The 17770-nt window shown below is 48.4% G+C and carries 10 protein-coding genes and 1 riboswitch; of the genes, 4 read left to right on the top strand and 6 right to left on the bottom strand.

Features of this window, described 5'->3' with window-relative positions; genetic code table 11:
• Positions 1-10: 10 nt before the first annotated feature.
• Positions 11-412, top strand: a complete 402-nt coding sequence (locus K7B07_RS20585) for a hypothetical protein (protein WP_223712424.1) — start codon at positions 11-13, stop codon at positions 410-412.
• A gap of 7 nt (positions 413-419) precedes the next feature.
• Here the strand turns inward: K7B07_RS20585 and K7B07_RS20580 are convergent, their stop codons facing one another.
• Entirely contained in the window at positions 420-1661 is a 1242-nt protein-coding gene (locus K7B07_RS20580; protein WP_223712423.1) for a sensor histidine kinase, read from the bottom strand.
• Positions 1662-1892: 231 nt separating this feature from the next.
• Here K7B07_RS20580 and K7B07_RS20575 point away from each other — a divergent pair, with 231 nt between their 5' ends.
• On the top strand, positions 1893-2828 hold the full coding sequence (locus tag K7B07_RS20575) for a sugar phosphate isomerase/epimerase family protein (RefSeq protein ID WP_223712422.1): 936 nt from the start codon (positions 1893-1895) through the stop codon (positions 2826-2828).
• Positions 2829-2931: 103 nt separating this feature from the next.
• On the opposite strand, the gene K7B07_RS20570 is transcribed toward K7B07_RS20575, so the two are convergent.
• The 4 genes from K7B07_RS20570 to K7B07_RS20555 all read right to left on the bottom strand — a co-directional run bounded on the left by K7B07_RS20570 (position 2932) and on the right by K7B07_RS20555 (position 10626).
• The gene (locus K7B07_RS20570) at positions 2932-4197 is read right to left on the bottom strand and encodes a DUF2264 domain-containing protein (RefSeq protein WP_223712421.1); all 1266 of its coding nucleotides are present in this window, start codon (positions 4195-4197) and stop codon (positions 2932-2934) included.
• A gap of 42 nt (positions 4198-4239) precedes the next feature.
• Complete coding sequence (locus K7B07_RS20565; RefSeq protein WP_223712420.1) at positions 4240-5538, bottom strand: glycoside hydrolase family 88 protein; 1299 nt, start codon at positions 5536-5538, stop codon at positions 4240-4242.
• A gap of 149 nt (positions 5539-5687) precedes the next feature.
• The gene (locus K7B07_RS20560) at positions 5688-7427 is read right to left on the bottom strand and encodes a RagB/SusD family nutrient uptake outer membrane protein (protein ID WP_223712419.1); all 1740 of its coding nucleotides are present in this window, start codon (positions 7425-7427) and stop codon (positions 5688-5690) included.
• 52 nt (positions 7428-7479) lie between these two features.
• Positions 7480-10626, bottom strand: a complete 3147-nt coding sequence (locus K7B07_RS20555) for a SusC/RagA family TonB-linked outer membrane protein (RefSeq protein ID WP_223712418.1) — start codon at positions 10624-10626, stop codon at positions 7480-7482.
• 274 nt (positions 10627-10900) lie between these two features.
• On the opposite strand from K7B07_RS20555, the gene K7B07_RS20550 reads away from it, so the two are divergent.
• Together K7B07_RS20550 and K7B07_RS20545 are read left to right on the top strand one after the other, a co-directional pair.
• Positions 10901-15040, top strand: coding sequence for a hybrid sensor histidine kinase/response regulator transcription factor (locus tag K7B07_RS20550; protein ID WP_223712417.1), 4140 nt, complete (start codon positions 10901-10903; stop codon positions 15038-15040).
• A gap of 96 nt (positions 15041-15136) precedes the next feature.
• On the top strand, positions 15137-16114 hold the full coding sequence (locus K7B07_RS20545) for a family 43 glycosylhydrolase (RefSeq protein ID WP_223712416.1): 978 nt from the start codon (positions 15137-15139) through the stop codon (positions 16112-16114).
• Positions 16115-16217: 103 nt separating this feature from the next.
• Here the strand turns inward: K7B07_RS20545 and K7B07_RS20540 are convergent, their stop codons facing one another.
• Entirely contained in the window at positions 16218-17510 is a 1293-nt protein-coding gene (locus K7B07_RS20540) for a voltage-gated chloride channel family protein (protein WP_223712415.1), read from the bottom strand.
• 34 nt (positions 17511-17544) lie between these two features.
• A riboswitch (Fluoride riboswitch) is annotated at positions 17545-17619 on the bottom strand.
• Positions 17620-17770: the final 151 nt, after the last annotated feature.

Raw genomic sequence — 17770 nt, 5'->3', positions numbered from 1 at the left:
AGGTTTTATAATGGAAGATCCGAAGTTGCAACAGATCCGGTATGAATATGACGCCTGGAAAAGGGCCGTGAGTTTTATCATGGAAGAATCGATCATAATGAAAAACCGTCTCGCCGAGGTGCTGAAAAAGGATTTTAACAGCAATTTGCTGGAAGGGATCGAGCTGCTTCAAAACAAACTCATACGAAACGATGAACGGATCGGCATCTTCAGGGATGATCTGAACCAGTTCGATGAACTGGCAACCGGTACACAGGGGAAACAAGATTTCCAGGAACTTGAAACAAGAGTGCGTCTCCTGCACGATCACCTGCTGCAGATCGAAAAACAATTTACCCGGTTAAAATCGGAATTCAATCATTATTTACTGGATCATATGGGGATGCCTCCCGTTTCAAACCGTCCGGGCTAAATCCCTTTTAGCGGACCGTTTCCCTGGGCAAAGAAAAATAAAATGTTGCCCCCGCACCATCGGCCGCAGTGGCCCATACCTTACCCCCGTAACGGGAGATGATCCGCTCCACCAGTGAAAGTCCGATGCCGTTGCCTTCAAACTCCTGATCGGAGTGCAGCCGCTGAAAAGCGCCAAACAATTTGTTGTAATACATCATATCAAAACCGCTGCCCTCGTCCTGGACAAAATAAGTCGTTTGTTGTGGTGTTTCCTCAAACCCTACCCGGATAACCGTCTTATCCTTTTTCCGGCTGTATTTGATGGCATTGCTCAGCAGATTGATCCATACATGTTTCATAAGCGTTGCATCCACGCCGGCATTCGGAAGTTCGTCCACTGAGAACTCAAAGACCCGTCCTTCCGGCTCCTGTTTGCGGAGCGCGTCAAAATATTCTTCCGCCATTTCTTTCATAGAGGTATCTCCCGGCCTCAGCTCTTTTTGAGATGTGGTAAAGAACACCAGCAGGTTATCGATCAGGTGGGTCATGTTCTTTACGCATTGCAGGATGAGGTCCGTCAGCTCCTGTCCTTCCCCATCCAGCCGATCCCGGTATTCCTCCTGCAGGATACCGGCCAATCCCTGGATCCCCGCCAGCGGCGACCGCAGATCGTGCGAAACCGAATACGCAAAAGCCTCCAGCTGTTTATTGGCCACTTCGAGTTCTGCAGTACGTAATTTTACCCGTTCCTCCAGTTCCGCGTAGATCTGTACATTCTCCATGGTCACCGCGGTGATATCGGCCAACGACTGCAGCAGCTGCGCTTCTTCCAGGGTGGCATGATGTGTATGCGCCCAGTAGTTCCCGATCGCACCGATCGGATCCATCGTGCGGATGGGAACCATTACAAGGCTCTTTACAAAAGTGGGACGGTAGGCTTCCGCCGGTATGCGGTCGTCCTGATAAATATCCGGAATGATCACGGCCTGTTTGTTGAGCATCGACCAGCCGCTGACACAGGTCTCGATAGGAAACCGGCTGCCTTTCCAGAGCGGACTGATGGCATCTTCATCCACATAAAAGCATTTGTCTTTATCCCGCAGCACAAAGGTGGCGCCATCGGCGCCTGTCAGCTCACGGGCGGCGGAACGTACAATACGCGTAACGGTTTCAAGATTGCGTGCCAGAGACAATTCCTGCACTGCATCCACCAACCGCTGCAGGCGTTTGTCGGGCGCTATTTCGGTGGCCGGCAAAGAAGGTGTCATTGGATGGATTTTATTAACGAATATAAATAAATAACCGGTTAACGGGATCATGAATTCCAAAGAACAGTTGTACGGAAAACTGTGGGGAAAACCCCTATTCATAATTAATCATTTACAACATATGCTTTCCATAGGCAGCAGCATACCGTTCTTCATTTTATGTTGCCAACCCGTCCTTTTTTACACAGGAGGGCTTAACTTTGACAGCATTCAACACTTAAATTTTATTCTATGCTTGCAGCTGATCAGACCGGTACCTGCTCCCGGCGTAATTTTTTACTTAAAGGCAGCATGGCCGCCCTGGGCGCTCTGGCAGCCCCTAAGATATTTGCCGGCAGCTATCTGCAGAAAAAGCCCGACTCAAAATTTTTTGGGGTGCAGATCGGGGTGATCACCTATTCCTTCCGTTCAATGCCCGGCACCCTTCAGGAGGTATTGCAGCATACCGTCAACTCCGGCATCAGTGCCGTGGAATTGATGGGTGATGCCGTAGAGCAATTTGCGGGATGTCCGGCAGATAAAAGCCAGATGGCTGCCTGGCGCGCCGCTGTTTCAATGGACAAGTTCAGCCAGGTAAAAAAAATGTTCCAGCAGGCCGGTATAAAAATATACGCGTACAAGCCCAATGCCCTGGGCGCCGGTAACACAGATGCCGAAATTGAGTACGCGATGCGTGCAGCAAAAGCATTAGGCGCCACTGCAGTAACAGTAGAGTTGCCCAAAGACCCGCAACAGACCGCACGACTGGGTAAACTGGGAGAAAAACACAAGATCTATGTCGGCTATCACGCGCATACCCAGGCCACAGACACCCTCTGGGATACAGCACTTGAGCAATCTCCTTATAACTCCATGAACCTGGACTGTGGACATTATATTGCTGTAGCAGGCCACAGCAGCGCCTCCTTACTGGCCCTGATGAAAAAGCGGCACGACCGCATCACCTCTATTCACCTGAAAGACCGGCAATCAGCAGCACATGGCGGGGAAAATCTTCCCTGGGGAGAAGGAGATACTCCAATCAGTGAAATCCTTACGCTGATCAAAGACAACAAATACAATATACCGGTGACCATTGAACTGGAATACAAAGTACCCGAAGGTTCGGATGCGGTACAGGAAGTAAAGAAATGCCTGGCCTTTGCCAAAAAAGCACTGGGCGCCTGATCTCTTGACTTTGCGGCAATTGCGGTCTTCAGCTATCAGATTATTGAGACTTGAGATTTGAGCCCCGATAGCTATCGGAATGAGATTTGAGAATCCTCATAGCTCAATATTCCACTTTGTAATCTTTTTTAACCGGCTGCCCGCTCCAGGCTTTTTTGCTGGTCCAGTCAGCAGCGGCATCCGTCCAGAAGCGGTTATCTGCCGGCAATCCCAAGGGCAGGAATCCCAGTGCGGCCATGTACAGGCTGCCGGTGGATGTATACTGATCTGCCATCGTGGGCTGATGCCCGTTAAAACCCAGCACCAGCCAGCCTTTTCCGTCAAAGTTCTGCGGACCATCATACATATCCTTTATAACAGCGGTAAGCGCGCAGCGTACCTGGGCCGGTGCTATGTGCTCCGGCAATTTTTCCATCAGTGCCACCTGGCCTAATGCCTGGAAGGCCGCAGTGCGGTAGGTAACGGAACGGCCAAATACCGGGTAGGTACCTTCGGGAGAAATGATGCGCTCCGAAAATTCAGAGTACCGGATCATCCGTTGTAAGGCCTGATCATAGTCCTCTTTCTGGGAGAATTTCTTTTCTGTGGTGATCGCCAGCAGGTCTACCAGCATCGGATGTATCACATAGGAATTGTAATAATCCATGCTGAACTTTTCTCCATCACTGTACCAGCTGTCGCCTACATACCATTCTTTCATTTTGTGCAGGGCATAATCAATACGGGACGGATCATACTGCTCTCCTATCTTCATCAGAAACCCTTCGGTCAGGCCGGCGAACAAGAGCCAGTTGTTATAGGCTCCTTTCCGGTTGCGCAGGGATTTGAATTCTTCGATGAACCGTTTTTTTGTCAGCGCATCCAGCGGCTCCCACAACGCTTTTGGCGCTCTTAAAAATGTTTGTGCCATATAGGCCGCATCCACAATCGGCTGGCCTTCCGTCCGGAAGTTCAGGTAATCCGGATTTCCGGGATCGACGGCATTTGCCAGCCCCTGCAGCAATTCCTTGCGCAGTTGTTTACGCAGTTTCCCTTCCGGCGTATCATCATCCGGCAAAGCCAGCCAGGGCGCCAGTCCCGCCGACAGCCGGCCCACTGCCTCCAGGTAGGTCACTTTTTTTACCGGCAGATAATATTCCGGTCCTGTCTCCAGCGGCATCTGTTGTTTTAATGTACCGGCTGCAAGATTGTGGACCACCGGGTAGGCGATCTTATACAGGGCCTTTACCCATTCTGCGCGGTCCTGCGCACCCGTGGTTGCCGCAGCTGCCAGTGTCAGTTTTGTGTTGCGGTTCTGCTGGGCATTAACTGGTAATATCACCACAATTGCCAGCAGCAGCAATCCGTATTTTCTGATCCGTTGTTTCATATTGTATCCTTATTTCTATTCTAAAAAATAGTTGCTTTACTATTATTCGCTGGTCAGCTTTTCGCCATGGGCCAGTTTCTTGTAGCGCAGCAGGGCTTCAAGAAAATAATAATCTGCATATACCAGCGGCACATCAATCTCTGCATTATGCGGAATGCTGCCTACACTGTGTTTTAAAATAAAATTACCATTGGTACCAGGTTCCGCCCTGTAAGCCGGACTGCCCAGAGAATGCAACGTGGCCTTCGCAAACTCCCGGTATCCGGCTGCTTTCCTGTCATTCACATACCCGCTAAGTTCCAGCAGGGCCGAAGCTGTAATGGCGGCAGCCGAGGCATCACGGTAAAGCGGTGTTACGTGCAGTGCATTCGACCGCACCCCGGGTGTATAACCGGTTTGTTTTACATTAAAATCCCAGTAGGGTATCTTATCTGCCGGCAGATTCTTATTATTGACGTAATAATCGGCCAGCCCTTCCGCTGTCTTTAAAAACTGCGGATCCTTTGTAAAACGATAGATCATCGTAAACCCGTAAATGGCCCAGGCCTGACCACGCGCCCAGGTAGAATTATCGGCATAGCCCTGTGCCGTTTCCCTTCCTTCCACCTTATCCGACGCCGTATCGTATGCGACCACATGATAGGTACTGTAATCCGGCCGTACCTGGTTCTTCATTGCATTTGTGGCATGCGCTACCGCAATATTTTTAAAGGAAGGATCCCCTGATGCTTCGGAGGCAAAGAATAATAATTCCAGGTTCATGAGGTTATCTACAATAACCGGGTAATAGTAGGTCTTATTCCCGTGCCAGGAAACAAAACGGTTCCAGGATTTGATGCTGCCCACCCTCGGGTCAAAGCGGGTGCATAACGAACGTGCCGCCTGTACCAGGATCTCCTTATAGGCATTGTTATGCGTCAGCCGGTAAGCATTCCCATAACTGCAGTACATCATAAAGCCCAGGTCGTGATGTTCGGTAAATTTTTTGAGCGGTTCCAGTTTTTCCGTCCAGCGGATCGCTTCATTTTTCAGCACCTCATTTTTTGAGTATTCATAGGCGTACCAGAGGCTGCCCGGGAAAAAACCAGGGGTCCAGTCGTACATGGATGTTGTTACCAGCGCGCCCTTCTTATCGATGGTACGGGGATAAGCACCTTTGGGTGCTGAAAAACCGATGTCTGCTTTATCCAGCAGGCGATTGAGCAGACCAGCTGCATGTGTCATGTTTTCATCCACGAACTGGTCGGGAGTTTCCGGAGCTGTGGTACGATGCTGTTTGCCTGCGGAGCAGGCGGTCAGCATCAGGAATAAAACCGCTGTGAGAATTTTTTGTTGATACATAGTTAAATAAAACAATTATTATTTGTTGAGAACAACGACCTCCCTGTTCCGCAAGCTAAGAAAGATAAGATAAAAATGAAAAAGCAATGGCTGCCCCCTCCACACTGAGCACCGGCAGCCATTGCCTGGCACATTTATTTAATAATAGCTTACCAATTGGGGTTCTGGGTAAGCGTATTGTTGCTGAGTCCGATCTGAGCGGTTGGTATCGGCCAGAGATAATCCCGGGCCGCATCGAATCTCCGCGTGGGGTTCCCTTTCTGATAAAGTACATAGCCATTCTCCAGGGGCGGTTTGGTGCTGCCGCCATAATTCACATTCTCAAAATATTTACGTTCCAGCAATGGTTTCGGAAGCTCGGTCTCTGCTGTTTTCCACCGGATCAGATCCCAGTAGCGGAAGCCTTCATAAGCCAGCTCTACAGACCGTTCCCTGCGGATCTCTTCCCGCATATTCAATCCATTGGTGGTTACAAAAGCATTTGTCAGCAATGGCAGCTTCGCCGGATTATTATTTGCGGCACGTTTACGCAACAGGTTGATCGAAAGGTTCAGATCAACGTCCGAAATGCTTCCGCCTAACTCATAAGTAGCTTCTGCATAATTAAGCAGTACTTCCGCATACCGGATTGCTATAAAGTCCAGGAACAGGTTCGGGCTTGCCAGGAAGTCGGCCTGACCCGTCCAGTATTTTTGCTGATGATAATAATAGGTATTACCATAGGTAGGGTTTCCTCCGGATATTGACGCATAGGGATCGCCAACTTTAAAAAGGGTCTGCACCAGCCGGGGATCCCTGTTCCGGTAATCCGTAAGCAAACCGGTTTCTATTCCATTGGAGTCCAGCGGTGATTTACCGGCAGGCAATCCGTCGGAATACAATGCCAGTGTTACAAAAGCCCGTGTAGCTGCGTTTCCGCCATCCGTAAGGAATGGCCGCATATAGCCTCCATTATTCGCAACAACATTGGAGATATCTTTACCATATAAACGTACCAATATATTCTCTTTATTGTTTGCATACGTTTCCCCCGGGTACCTGAATAGGTTCTGGAAACTCAGGTCCCCGTCTTTTGTGTACAGGCTGTGCCGGCCTTCCGACATCACGGTTTGTGCCGCTTCCTTGGCAATGGTAAAATGCCTTACGGGATCCTTGGCTCCTTTCAATTCCGGTTCGTCATGATATTTCTCCCAGCTGCCCTCATACAAAGCTACCCTTGATTTAAAAGCCAATACAGCGCTGCGCGTGATGCGGCCATATTCCATCCCGGCTTTTCCCTGTACCGAAGTACTTCCCGGAAGCTGATCTGCCTGCGGGCAAATCGCCATTGCAAAATCGAGATCGGCATAAACAGAGTCAATAACCGCCCGTCTGTCTGTTCGCGGAGTATATAGTACCTCATCCTCCCTTCCGGCAATGGTTCTACCGACATAGGGCACATCACCATATGCTCGCACCAAACGATAATAGGCCAGGGCCCTAAAAAACCGTGCCTGGGCTATACAGTAGGTTTTCATTGAACCATCAGGAACGTTTACCGCTTTTTCCAGGACATTATTGGCTGCACGGATAAATGCATAAGAATTGGTCCATTGTGCGTCATTGGCAGGAGCGGTACGCGAGCCTTCACTAATTGCATTGATCGTGGGTGTCCGGATATCCAGGGCAAAATCACTGTATAATTCTTCAGTTGCACTGTTGAAATCGGGTACGCTACTATAAAGATAATTTACCGCCATGATCAGATGACTGGAATCTTTCCAAAAGATATCATCGCTAATCCTGTAAGACGAATATTTATCTAGCTGTTTAACACAGCTGCTGATCATCACTCCAATGCTAAAAATAAATATGATGATCAGGTTGTTATTATTAAATAATGATTTCATTATTCCGTTCTTTTATTTTTTAAATTATTTCCCAGACCTTGGGTCCGAATTTTTAAAATCCGATATTCAGCCCGATAGCGTAACTGCGCCATAACGGATAACCAAAAGACACACGATCGGTGTTTTCAGGATCATAATAGTTGAACCACATCCCGGTTTTTTCCCAGAGATCCTGACCGGAAAAATAAATACGCACATCCCCCAGGTAGTTAAGCTTATGTACCGATTTATTCAGTGTATAGCCCACCTGCAGGTTTTTCAGACGGATATAGCTGGCGTCCTGTACCCAGTGTGAGGAGATCTGATCATTGATCCGGTCACCGAAACGTAATTTGGGAAATTTGGCATTGGGATTCTCCGGTGTCCAGTAATCCTGGTGAATGGCCCAGGGCATCCTCCAGCCATCGTAGTAGGCCATGGTGGCATAAGGATCCAACAAAATGCTTCGCTTTCCTACACCATTAAACAGGATCGATAAATCGAACCCTTTCCAATTAACTCCTGCATTAAAGCCAAAAACGTAACGAGAATTAGTATTACCCAGATAAGTAAGGTCACCATGATCCGCAGCTGTATTATTACCCGTGTTGATCTTTCCATCCCCATTCACATCTATCAATTTGATATCACCCACACCTGTGCCGGGGGTACGGACCGGATATCCTGTCAGTTCCTGATCATTATCAAAATATCCGTCTGCTTTATATCCAAAGATGGAATTGGTGGGCATTCCCAAAAGACTTTTATTGATCCCTGCAACGTAAGCGATCGATCCGTCATAACGGGTTACTTTATTTTTATCATCGCTCAGGTTGGCGGATATAAAGTAGCTCCCGTTCCGGAACTGGTCGCTCCAGTTCACCGAAACGCCCCATCCTTTCACCTTAATGGCAGCCAGGTTGGCCGCATTGGGAATAACACCCAAAAGGGCGGGAAGCTGCTGATCAACAAATACGTTGTTATTAGTTTTAATAAAGTAGTCGTAATGAATACGCAGTCTTCTTTTTAAAACCTCGAGATCAATACCCACATTCGCAGTTTGAATCACCTCCCATGCCTTGCCTTCGGCGGGCAAGTAGTTTTGATAAAAATAAGCAGAACGGGAATCGTTGAAAGGATAGTAACCCAGAGTCAGGAACGACTGAAAATCGTAATTATTGTCATTAGGATTAGCTGTTTGTGCGCCACCCGTCGTACCATAGGAAACGCCAAGTTTCAACTCATTGATCCAGGGCAATGCATTTTTAAACCACTCCTCTTCCGCTGCTCTCCAAAAAACATTGCCCGCATAAAAGGTCTGGAACTTATGACCTGGCGAAAGGCGGGAACTTCCATCGCGCCGGACTGTTCCTTCAAAATAATATTTATTATTAAAGTTATAAGAAAGTCGACCAAAATAAGATAACCAAGCATTTCCTGGGATACTATCCCCAACATTCCCGATATCAGCATTAGCCAGGCTGGTATAATTCAGCGTGGGAAAATCATTGAGCATTAAAGCACGTTGTATGGCCTGCAACCAATCAAATTGATGCGATTTGAACTCATAGCCTGCTAAGAGGTGAAAATTGTGATCATTGATCTTATATTCATAGTCTGCTGTGGTGTAAAAACTTTGATCAATGGTATAGGGTCTGCTTTTCTGATACGAATTCACCTGATTGATCGGAGTTCCAGCAATGGGCACCATGTTCTGATCTATAGACCACCGCGGAATGGTTTTATTGAATCGTACACGATCAGAAAGCACCAACCCCGGACTGTACACGGCTTTCAGGTCCAACCCTTTCAGGATTTGTTTAGCAGACAAACTGAATACTCCATTCACATTATACCTGTCTTCCATATCGTATCCACCGTCCTTAAGAATTGGATAAGCAGTGGATATCGTCCCGATACTCATATACTTTGTCTCATTTGTTCCGGGTGTAAATATAGGATTGCGCGACGCCCGGATAGAGTATACCTGGTACATTAACCCGCCATCACCAGTAATACCTAAGGAAGGTGCATCAATATTCTCTTTTGTTAGTGATAAACGGGTATCTAAACTAAATACATTGGAAAGCTTTGTATTATAATTGATCCGCGCATTAAATTTATCATATTTATCTGGTCCGAATTTAAATACACCCTGCTGATCAAGATACCCTATAGAAAACAGGTATGTTGATTTGTCCCCTCCGCCGCTTGCTGTAAGATTTATATTACGTTGCGGGCTTTGCTTGCGCATCAGCAGATCTTCCAGGTTATAATCATAATAAAAATCCCAGGCGTTGGTATTAGTATTCCATACGTCATTTATGTTCGGATCGTCAAACCATCCCAACTGCTCATCGGTAAAATCCCTGTTCTGGTTGCCGTTTAATTTAGCAATATTTTGCAACTCTGCCTGTTTTCGGGAGCTAATCAGCTCAGGTCTTGCGTAGGGCTTTCTCCAGGTATACATCATGTTCAGATCCACCTTGGCTTTTTGGTTGAGTCGGCCTCCCTTAGTAGTTACGAGGATCACACCGCCTCCTGCTTTGGCTCCATAAATAGATGCCGAAGCAGCATCCTCAAGCACTGAAATACTCTGAATGTCATTGGGGTTTAGTGCATTCAGGTCTCCCTCGATCCCGTCTATAATCACTAATGGGGCATTTTGTCCGCCCAGCGAAGTGATACCCCTGATCTGAGCCGTCCACCCTTCCCTTCCCGGTTGTCCGTTGGAACGGGTAATCACCAATCCTGGTGCAGCGCCCTGTAAAGCGCCCAGGGTATTGGTTACCGGACGGTCCTTCAGCACCCGCTGATCCACCGATAATACGGCTCCGCCCACATCGCGTCTGCTCCGGGAACCATACCCCACAACGACCACATCCGCCAGACTTGCAGTACTCGCATTCAGCTTGACGGCAAGGGGTGTTTGCGATCCGGCAGTAACCGTGGTGGTTTCATAATTAACAGCGGAGATCTCCAGCACGTCATCCGGCGAAGCGCTGAGCCGGAACCGGCCTTCGGCGTTGGTGGCCGTTCCCGCCCCGGAAGTCTTGTTAACAACAGATGCATTGGGTACAGGGGCATTGTTCGCATCGGTTACTGTACCCTGGATTTGTTTTGGCTGGGCACGCAGCAGCGATGGCGCCAGCAGGAGCAATAGAATGATCACCCAATAACTGCGGTGATGAAGCCGGCGGCTTGAATCCTTTAATGGCATAAGCACAAACTTTTTTAAATGATAAATGATGGCAGATGTAATGATTAATGGCAAGTACGCAAGCATTGTTCTCTCATATACATTTTCCCGGATGCAATATGTTGCACCCGGCTGGTAGCAGGGGATGAAAATCCTAAATGAATGGGGGTGTTTTTTTAAACACAGGCCCAACCAGTTGATAGTCAATAAAATATTTTTATTGATCAGAAGTCATTTCTATACTTATCTTTAAACCGTTTTTTCGAAACCGGACGTGAGAAATAAAAAGACTGTTGTGATCGGCAAGATTTATTCAAGGGAAATGAATGCCTCCGGCATATGGGCAAACGCATTGGCAGGTGTCATCTTCCTGTTTCTTGCCTCAGTCTGCCGGGCTCAGGCCCCGGCGTTCAGCCATCTTACATCAGAAAACGGACTGTCCAATAATTCCGTGCTGTCCATCGCACAGGACGGGCAGGGATTTATATGGCTGGGGACCTCCAACGGACTGAACCGCTATGACGGCTCACAGATAAAAATATACCTGGCCGAAGAAAATCAGCCAACCGGTCTTTATGCCAATAATATTATCGCGCTCTACCGCGACGCTGAAAAAGTGCTTTGGGTGGGTACCAGCAGCGGACTTAACCGGTACAATGATGAAACGGATAATTTCGAAAAGATCGTCCTGCCGGTCAGCTCCCCGGTTGCCATCAACTGCATTTTTGAAGACCGTCAGGGCCTGCTGTGGATCGGAACTTCAAAAGGGGTTTTCGCCCTCTCCCGGGGAGAACGGCAACAGGTGACCTGTTTTATTACTCCGGAAAAGCAGGATGTAGCAGGAACAATGGTCAAAACCATTTTTGAAGACCACGAAGGGACGATCTGGATCGGCTCCGCCAACCGGCTGGTCCGGATGTGGAAGACCGCGGGTCGCTATTTTTATGAGTCGTTCTTTCATAATAACACGGATCCGGGATCCCTGAGCAGCGACAATATTTCTACCATCTGCGAAGATGCGATGCATCATCTTTGGGTGGGCACGCAGAACTCCGGGGTAAATCTCTTTGAACCCGTGGCAAGAACATTTAAACGGTTCTCAAAAAACAACACTTCCCAGGGACTCATCCACAACAACGTGCGGACCCTTATGGTCAAAAATGACAGCACCCTTTGGATCGGAACACAGGAAGGATTGAGCATCCTGAACACTCACACCCAAAAAGTCATCTCCTTTCAAAATGAAGGCTCAAATCCTAAAAGCCTCAGTCAGAATTCAATATACAGTTTATATAAAGACGATAATGGTTCTGTATGGATCGGAACCTATTTTGGGGGCGCCAACCGCGCAGATGCATTTACAACCGGGTTCAGCGTCATTCAAAATGACGGCAGCCGGAATGCAATTGTCAATAATGTGGTAAGCAGTATACTGGAGGATCGTAATACCAACCTCTGGATCGGTACCGAAGGCGGTGGGCTGGTACTGTATAACCGGCAGAGCGGACAGTTCAGCGTTTTTAAAAACGACATCAATAATCCGGGAAGCATCGCCTCCAACCTGGTAAAAGTCGTTTATATTGATCAGCAGGGAACAGTCTGGTGCGGTACACACGGAGGCGGACTGAATGCACTGGACCCGGCAACCGGCACCTTCCGGCACTATTTGTACAAACCTGAGGATGTGGAAAGTTCGGGGCTGGAGATCATGTCGGTGCAGGAAGACGACCTGGGCCGGTTCTGGCTGGCTACCAACGCGGGGATCCGCCTTTTTAAAAAATCCGGGATCGACCTGGAGCCCATTCCGGTTGCAGGCATCGATGAAAAATTAAACCGGTTATCCCCAAATAAGGTCTATAAAGACCGGGACGGAACCATCTGGATGGGTGGTCTTTCCGGCCTTTTTACCGTAAAGGGCAACCAATTCAGCACCGTAAGCACCAGCCTGCCGGTGAATACCTTCCTGGAAGATGCTTCCGGCAATATCTGGGCAGGAGCCAGGAACGGAACCCTGATCTTCTACGACAAAAAAAAGCGGACACTGACCCCGTACAATATCCTCCCCGGACAATCCAGGAATATTGTCGGCATCCTGCAGGATAACCGCGGGTTGCTCTGGCTGAGCACCGACGAGGGACTGATAAGATTTGACCCTGCAACAAAAGCGGTACTGTCCTATAATGTTGCCGACGGACTGGCCGGCCGGGAATTCAATTACAATTCCTACCTCAAAGACAGCAGGGGTGAATTTTATTTTGGAGGATACCGGGGGATCACGCATTTCTTTCCGGACCGGATCGAAGTGAACCAGCATAAGGCTCCGCTGGTCTTTACCAATCTGCGGCTGAACAATAACGAAGTACGGATCGGTGCTTCTGACGGGCTGCTGCAGCGCAATATCAGTCATACCCGCCAGCTTATTTTCAACCACAACCAGAATCTCTTTACGATCAACTTTGCCCTGCTCAATTTTATAAAAAGTAATAAGAACCGGTATTCCTACAAACTTTCGGGGTTTGACAATGACTGGAAACAGGTACGCAATCCGGCTGCCACCTACACCAATCTGCCTCCGGGCGATTATACATTTTCTGTGCGCGGAGCTAATAATGACGGGTTGTGGACCGAACCGATCAACATGAAGATCACGGTGCTCCCTCCTTTCTGGCGTACCTGGTGGGCCTATCTTATTTATATAATGTGTCTGGCGGGTGTATTGTTCCTGGTGGCCCGTTTTTTCTTTCTCCGGGCCCTGCTGAAAAAAGAGGATGAACTCCACCGGATAAAACTTAATTTTTTCACCAATGTTTCCCATGAACTCCGGACCCATTTATCCCTGATCATGGCGCCGGTTGAAAAGCTTCTGGACATCAACCATCCCGACCCGTTCACCACACAACAGCTGACACAAATAAAGAAAAATTCCAACCGGCTGCTGAAACTGGTCAGCGAACTGATGGATTTCCGGAAAGCCGAATCCGAGCACCTCCGGCTACAGGTAAAACAACAGGACCTCCTGCCCTTTCTCCGGGAAATCTACTCCAGTTTTAATGAACTGTCACTGACCAAGAGCATTCATACCTCCTTTACACATGATACGGATACCGCCAACCTGTACTTTGATGAAAAGCAACTGGAAAAAGTATTCTTCAACCTGCTGGCTAATGCCTTTAAGTTTACTCCTGAAGGCGGGCGTATCACTCTGTCCGTTCGCCGTGGGGAAAATACTACGGAGATAGCCATAGCCGACACCGGAAGGGGCATTGCTTCCAGTTATTTAAGCAAACTGTTCACCAATTATTTCCAGGTAGCCGATCATGGAATGCAGAATACCGGGTACGGACTGGGACTGGCGCTTTCAAAAAAGATCACAGAACTGCACCACGGTACCATCCGTGTGGAAAGCACACCGGCAACACCAGACCGTGAAGGACATACCTGCTTTTTTGTAACATTGTTACACGGCAAAAAACATTTTGAAAAAGATTCCCATGTTACCATAGTTCATCAACAGCAGTCAAGCATCCCTGTTGACGAGTCACCTGTTGCAAAAGAAACCGCTGAGGCGGTTCCGTCATCCCTGCCGGCCAACAGACAGCATACCATTCTTATAATAGAGGATAACCCGGAACTGCGCGGGCTCATCCGGCAACACCTCGAAACCGGATATTTTATAGAGCAGGCGGCAGACGGGCTACAGGGATGGGAACTGGCTACAGAAAATATCCCGGACCTGATCATCAGTGATGTGATGATGCCCCATATCAGCGGTACCGAGCTCTGTACCCGGCTGAAGACCGATCCTCGCACCAGTCATATCCCTGTGATACTGCTTACGGCAAAAAGCACGCAGGCCGACCAGATCACCGGGCTGGAGCAGGGGGCAGATAGTTATATTACCAAACCTTTCAGTACAAAGATCCTGGAGCTGAATATCCGCAACCTGCTGGAAGCGCGCAGACGGCTGCAGCAGCGGACCATCAGGGAGTTTACATTGCGTTCTGCCCAGCCTCAGCCGGAGGAAACAGATGCGGTAAGGAGCAGGATCGATTCCGGTTTTTTAAACACCGTCATTGAGCTGATCGACGGCCACCTCGAAGATGCCGGTTTTGGGGTTGAAAAATTATCAAGGAAAGTGGGCATGAGCCCGCCTATTCTTTACAAGAAGCTAAGGGCACTCACCAATATGTCCGTAAATGAATTTATTAAAACACGCCGGTTTAAAAAAGCAGCGGAGCTGATCCTTCAAAAAGAGCTGACCATTAACGAAGTCTCTTTTGCTGTAGGATATGAGGACCGTAAATACTTCAGCCGTGAATTTAAAAAATACTTTGGAGTGGCTCCAAGTGATTTTAATCAACAGTCGCTGGAGCAGTACCCGGCCGGTAAAAAAGAACAGGACAACAGCAACGGACCTGACGGATTTAATACATAATCTTCTTTTGAATCCTGACAGTATAAATGATGTTAAAACAACCGGTGCAATCCCGCTGTTTTTAAGTATTTTTCCGGGAACCATTTTTCTTAATAAATGAGCCGTTTTAAAATACACCTGCTGACCACCTGTTTGCTTCTTACAGGCATCGCTTCCAGGGCGCAGCTGCTGCCGGAAATGTATTACAGTGACTCCGGCGTAATCGCAAAGCCGGTGGCCAAAGACCCCAAAGTGATTTATTTTAAGGGGAAATACCTGATGTATTATTCTGTGCCTGGCCGTGATAATAAGAACTGGAGTATTGGTATAGCCATTAGTGACGACCTGACACACTGGAAGAAAACCGGCAGTCTGGAACCAGGGGCCAGCTATGAAAAAAACGGACTTTGCGCTCCCGGAGCCCTTGTGAAGGATGGAAAAGTAAACCTGTTCTACCAGACCTATGGCAATGGGAAAAATGACGCGATCTGCCATGCGGTGTCGGAAGACGGCATTCATTTTACCCGGAACAGTACCAACCCTATTTTCAGGCCATCCGGAAACTGGACCTGCGGAAGGGCCATTGATGCGGAGGTGGTGGCATTTAAAAACAGGTACTTCCTGTATTTCGCTACCCGCGATCCTGATTATAAAATACAGATGCAGGGAGTTGCCGCAACCGCCTCGCTGAATACCAGTTTCAACAGAAACGAATGGACACAACTCACCGACAGCGCAATATTGAAACCAGAACTTCCCTGGGAGAAAAACTGCATAGAAGCAGCGTCCTGCGTGCAGCAGGGAAAATACCTGTATATGTTTTATGCGGGCGGCTATAATAACGAGCCCCAACAGATCGGCATCGCCCGCAGCGCCGACGGGATCCGCTGGCAGCGTTTATCCGACCGGCCTTTTTTACCTAATGGTGCACCGGGCTCCTGGAATGAAAGCGAATCGGGGCACCCGGATATTTTTAAAACAAAAGACCAACGTTATTATTTATTCTTCCAGGGCAACAATGATAAAGGACGCACCTGGCACCTGTCAAAAAAAGAAGTGCGATACCGCAATGGTTGGATACTGGATAAAGAATAAATAACGTTTTACAGTTTAATGGACCGGAAAGTACGCAAAAGGCCAACGGAAAACGGACAGTCCTAATACTACCCTTCCCTTGCGCCCCTTAGCGCCCTTGCGGTTAAACACTTCTCCTTTTATGTGTTTTCGGGACAGCGATACGTTGGGCTCCGTAAATGCCGGAGTGCCCGCTAAAATAGTAGGCCGTAAAACAAGCCACTGCAAAATACAGGACATTCTCTCCGCCAAATAATTCCACGCCCATTACCATACAGGCGATGGGCGTATTGGTAGCAGCAGCAAAGACAGCAATAAAACCAAGACCTGCAAAAAGATCCGGCGGTGCCCCGGTCAGTACGGCGATGGTATTTCCTAATGCTGCGCCAATGAAGAACAACGGCGTTACTTCACCACCTTTAAAGCCCGCGCTCAATGTAACAGCTGTGAACAACAGCTTCCACAGCCAGCTCCAGGTATCCACTCCACCCGCAGAAAAAGCGCTTACAATGCTGTTGTGCCCCCGGGGATTCACCACTCCCAGGCCCAGGTAATCAAAATTACCAAGTGCATAACTGCCGCCTATAATGAGCACCGCTCCTGCTACAGGGATCAGCCATTTCACGGGGACCAGTTTTACCCAGGCCTGTTTTAATAAATGCGTACAACGGGCAAATGCCATACCCGCCAGTCCGAAGGCAATACCAGCAGCGATTACCTTTAATAAAAGGAACAGGTCAAAGGAAAAACCGGGGATCCAGGTGGTTACTGTTTGGGAAAGCTGTGTACTGATGGTGTAATGCGTATGACTGATGCCATAACTGGTACAAACAATATGGGCCAGGACACTGGAAATAAGACAGGGAATAAGTGCATTGTATCTCATGCTGCCGATGAACAGCACTTCCATGGCAAATAACGCACCGGCTACCGGGGTACCAAACACAGCCCCAAAGCCCGCAGCCATTCCGCACATCAGTAGTATGCTGCGCTCCTCCCTGCTGATCCGGTACCATTTTGCAAAAAGATCGGCAATACTGCCCCCCATCTGCACTGCGGTGCCCTCTCTGCCGGCGGAGCCTCCAAACAGATGGGTAATGATCGTGCCGGCCAGCACCAGCGGGGTCATCCGGGCAGGCACACCTCCTCCCGGCTCATGGATCTCATCCATGATAAGATTATTGCCGGCTTCTGCATCTTTTCCAAAATAACGGTACAACAGCCAGATAAAGATCCCGGCCAGGGGCAACAGGAAAAGCAGCCATAAATGCTGCCACCGGGTATGCGTGGCCCAATCCAGCAGCCATAAGAACAATGCCACCAGTGATCCTACAACAAAAGAAAGGGGTACAAGACGAATGGTCCAGTGGGAGAGCTGGTAAAAGATTTTTCCCTGTTCTGTTTTAAACTGATACATCCTACAAATAGATTACTGGTGTAATAAAATATTACTATTTGTAGGCGCCATCAGATCCCGCCGGAGACGTGAACGGTTGGTTCAGGAAGACACCATTTCCTGTTTTATATACTGCAAATATAGGATTTATAGCGGAATTGAGATTTGAGGCTCTCACCCCGATAGCTATCGGGGTGAGATTTGAGATTCAGGACTTCGGCAATTGGCCGCCAGTTCTCGATATTCAGATGGAAGAGCTATTCACTATTCCTGCTCAATTA

The sequence above is a fragment of the Niabella beijingensis genome (genome assembly GCF_020034665.1).
Classification (GTDB): domain Bacteria; phylum Bacteroidota; class Bacteroidia; order Chitinophagales; family Chitinophagaceae; genus Niabella; species Niabella beijingensis.
This window is presented reverse-complemented; position numbering and strand designations above follow the sequence as displayed.

Bases quoted from the DNA above. Each gene is read 5' to 3' on its own strand.
- K7B07_RS20585 (WP_223712424.1), top strand. From the start codon at position 11: ATGGAAGATCCGAAGTTGCAACAGATCCGGTATGAATATGACGCCTGG.
- K7B07_RS20580 (WP_223712423.1), bottom strand. From the start codon at position 1,661: ATGACACCTTCTTTGCCGGCCACCGAAATAGCGCCCGACAAACGCCTG.
- K7B07_RS20575 (WP_223712422.1), top strand. From the start codon at position 1,893: ATGCTTGCAGCTGATCAGACCGGTACCTGCTCCCGGCGTAATTTTTTA.
- K7B07_RS20570 (WP_223712421.1), bottom strand. From the start codon at position 4,197: ATGAAACAACGGATCAGAAAATACGGATTGCTGCTGCTGGCAATTGTG.
- K7B07_RS20565 (WP_223712420.1), bottom strand. From the start codon at position 5,538: ATGTATCAACAAAAAATTCTCACAGCGGTTTTATTCCTGATGCTGACC.
- K7B07_RS20560 (WP_223712419.1), bottom strand. From the start codon at position 7,427: ATGAAATCATTATTTAATAATAACAACCTGATCATCATATTTATTTTT.
- K7B07_RS20555 (WP_223712418.1), bottom strand. From the start codon at position 10,626: ATGCCATTAAAGGATTCAAGCCGCCGGCTTCATCACCGCAGTTATTGG.
- K7B07_RS20545 (WP_223712416.1), top strand. From the start codon at position 15,137: ATGAGCCGTTTTAAAATACACCTGCTGACCACCTGTTTGCTTCTTACA.
- K7B07_RS20540 (WP_223712415.1), bottom strand. From the start codon at position 17,510: ATGTATCAGTTTAAAACAGAACAGGGAAAAATCTTTTACCAGCTCTCC.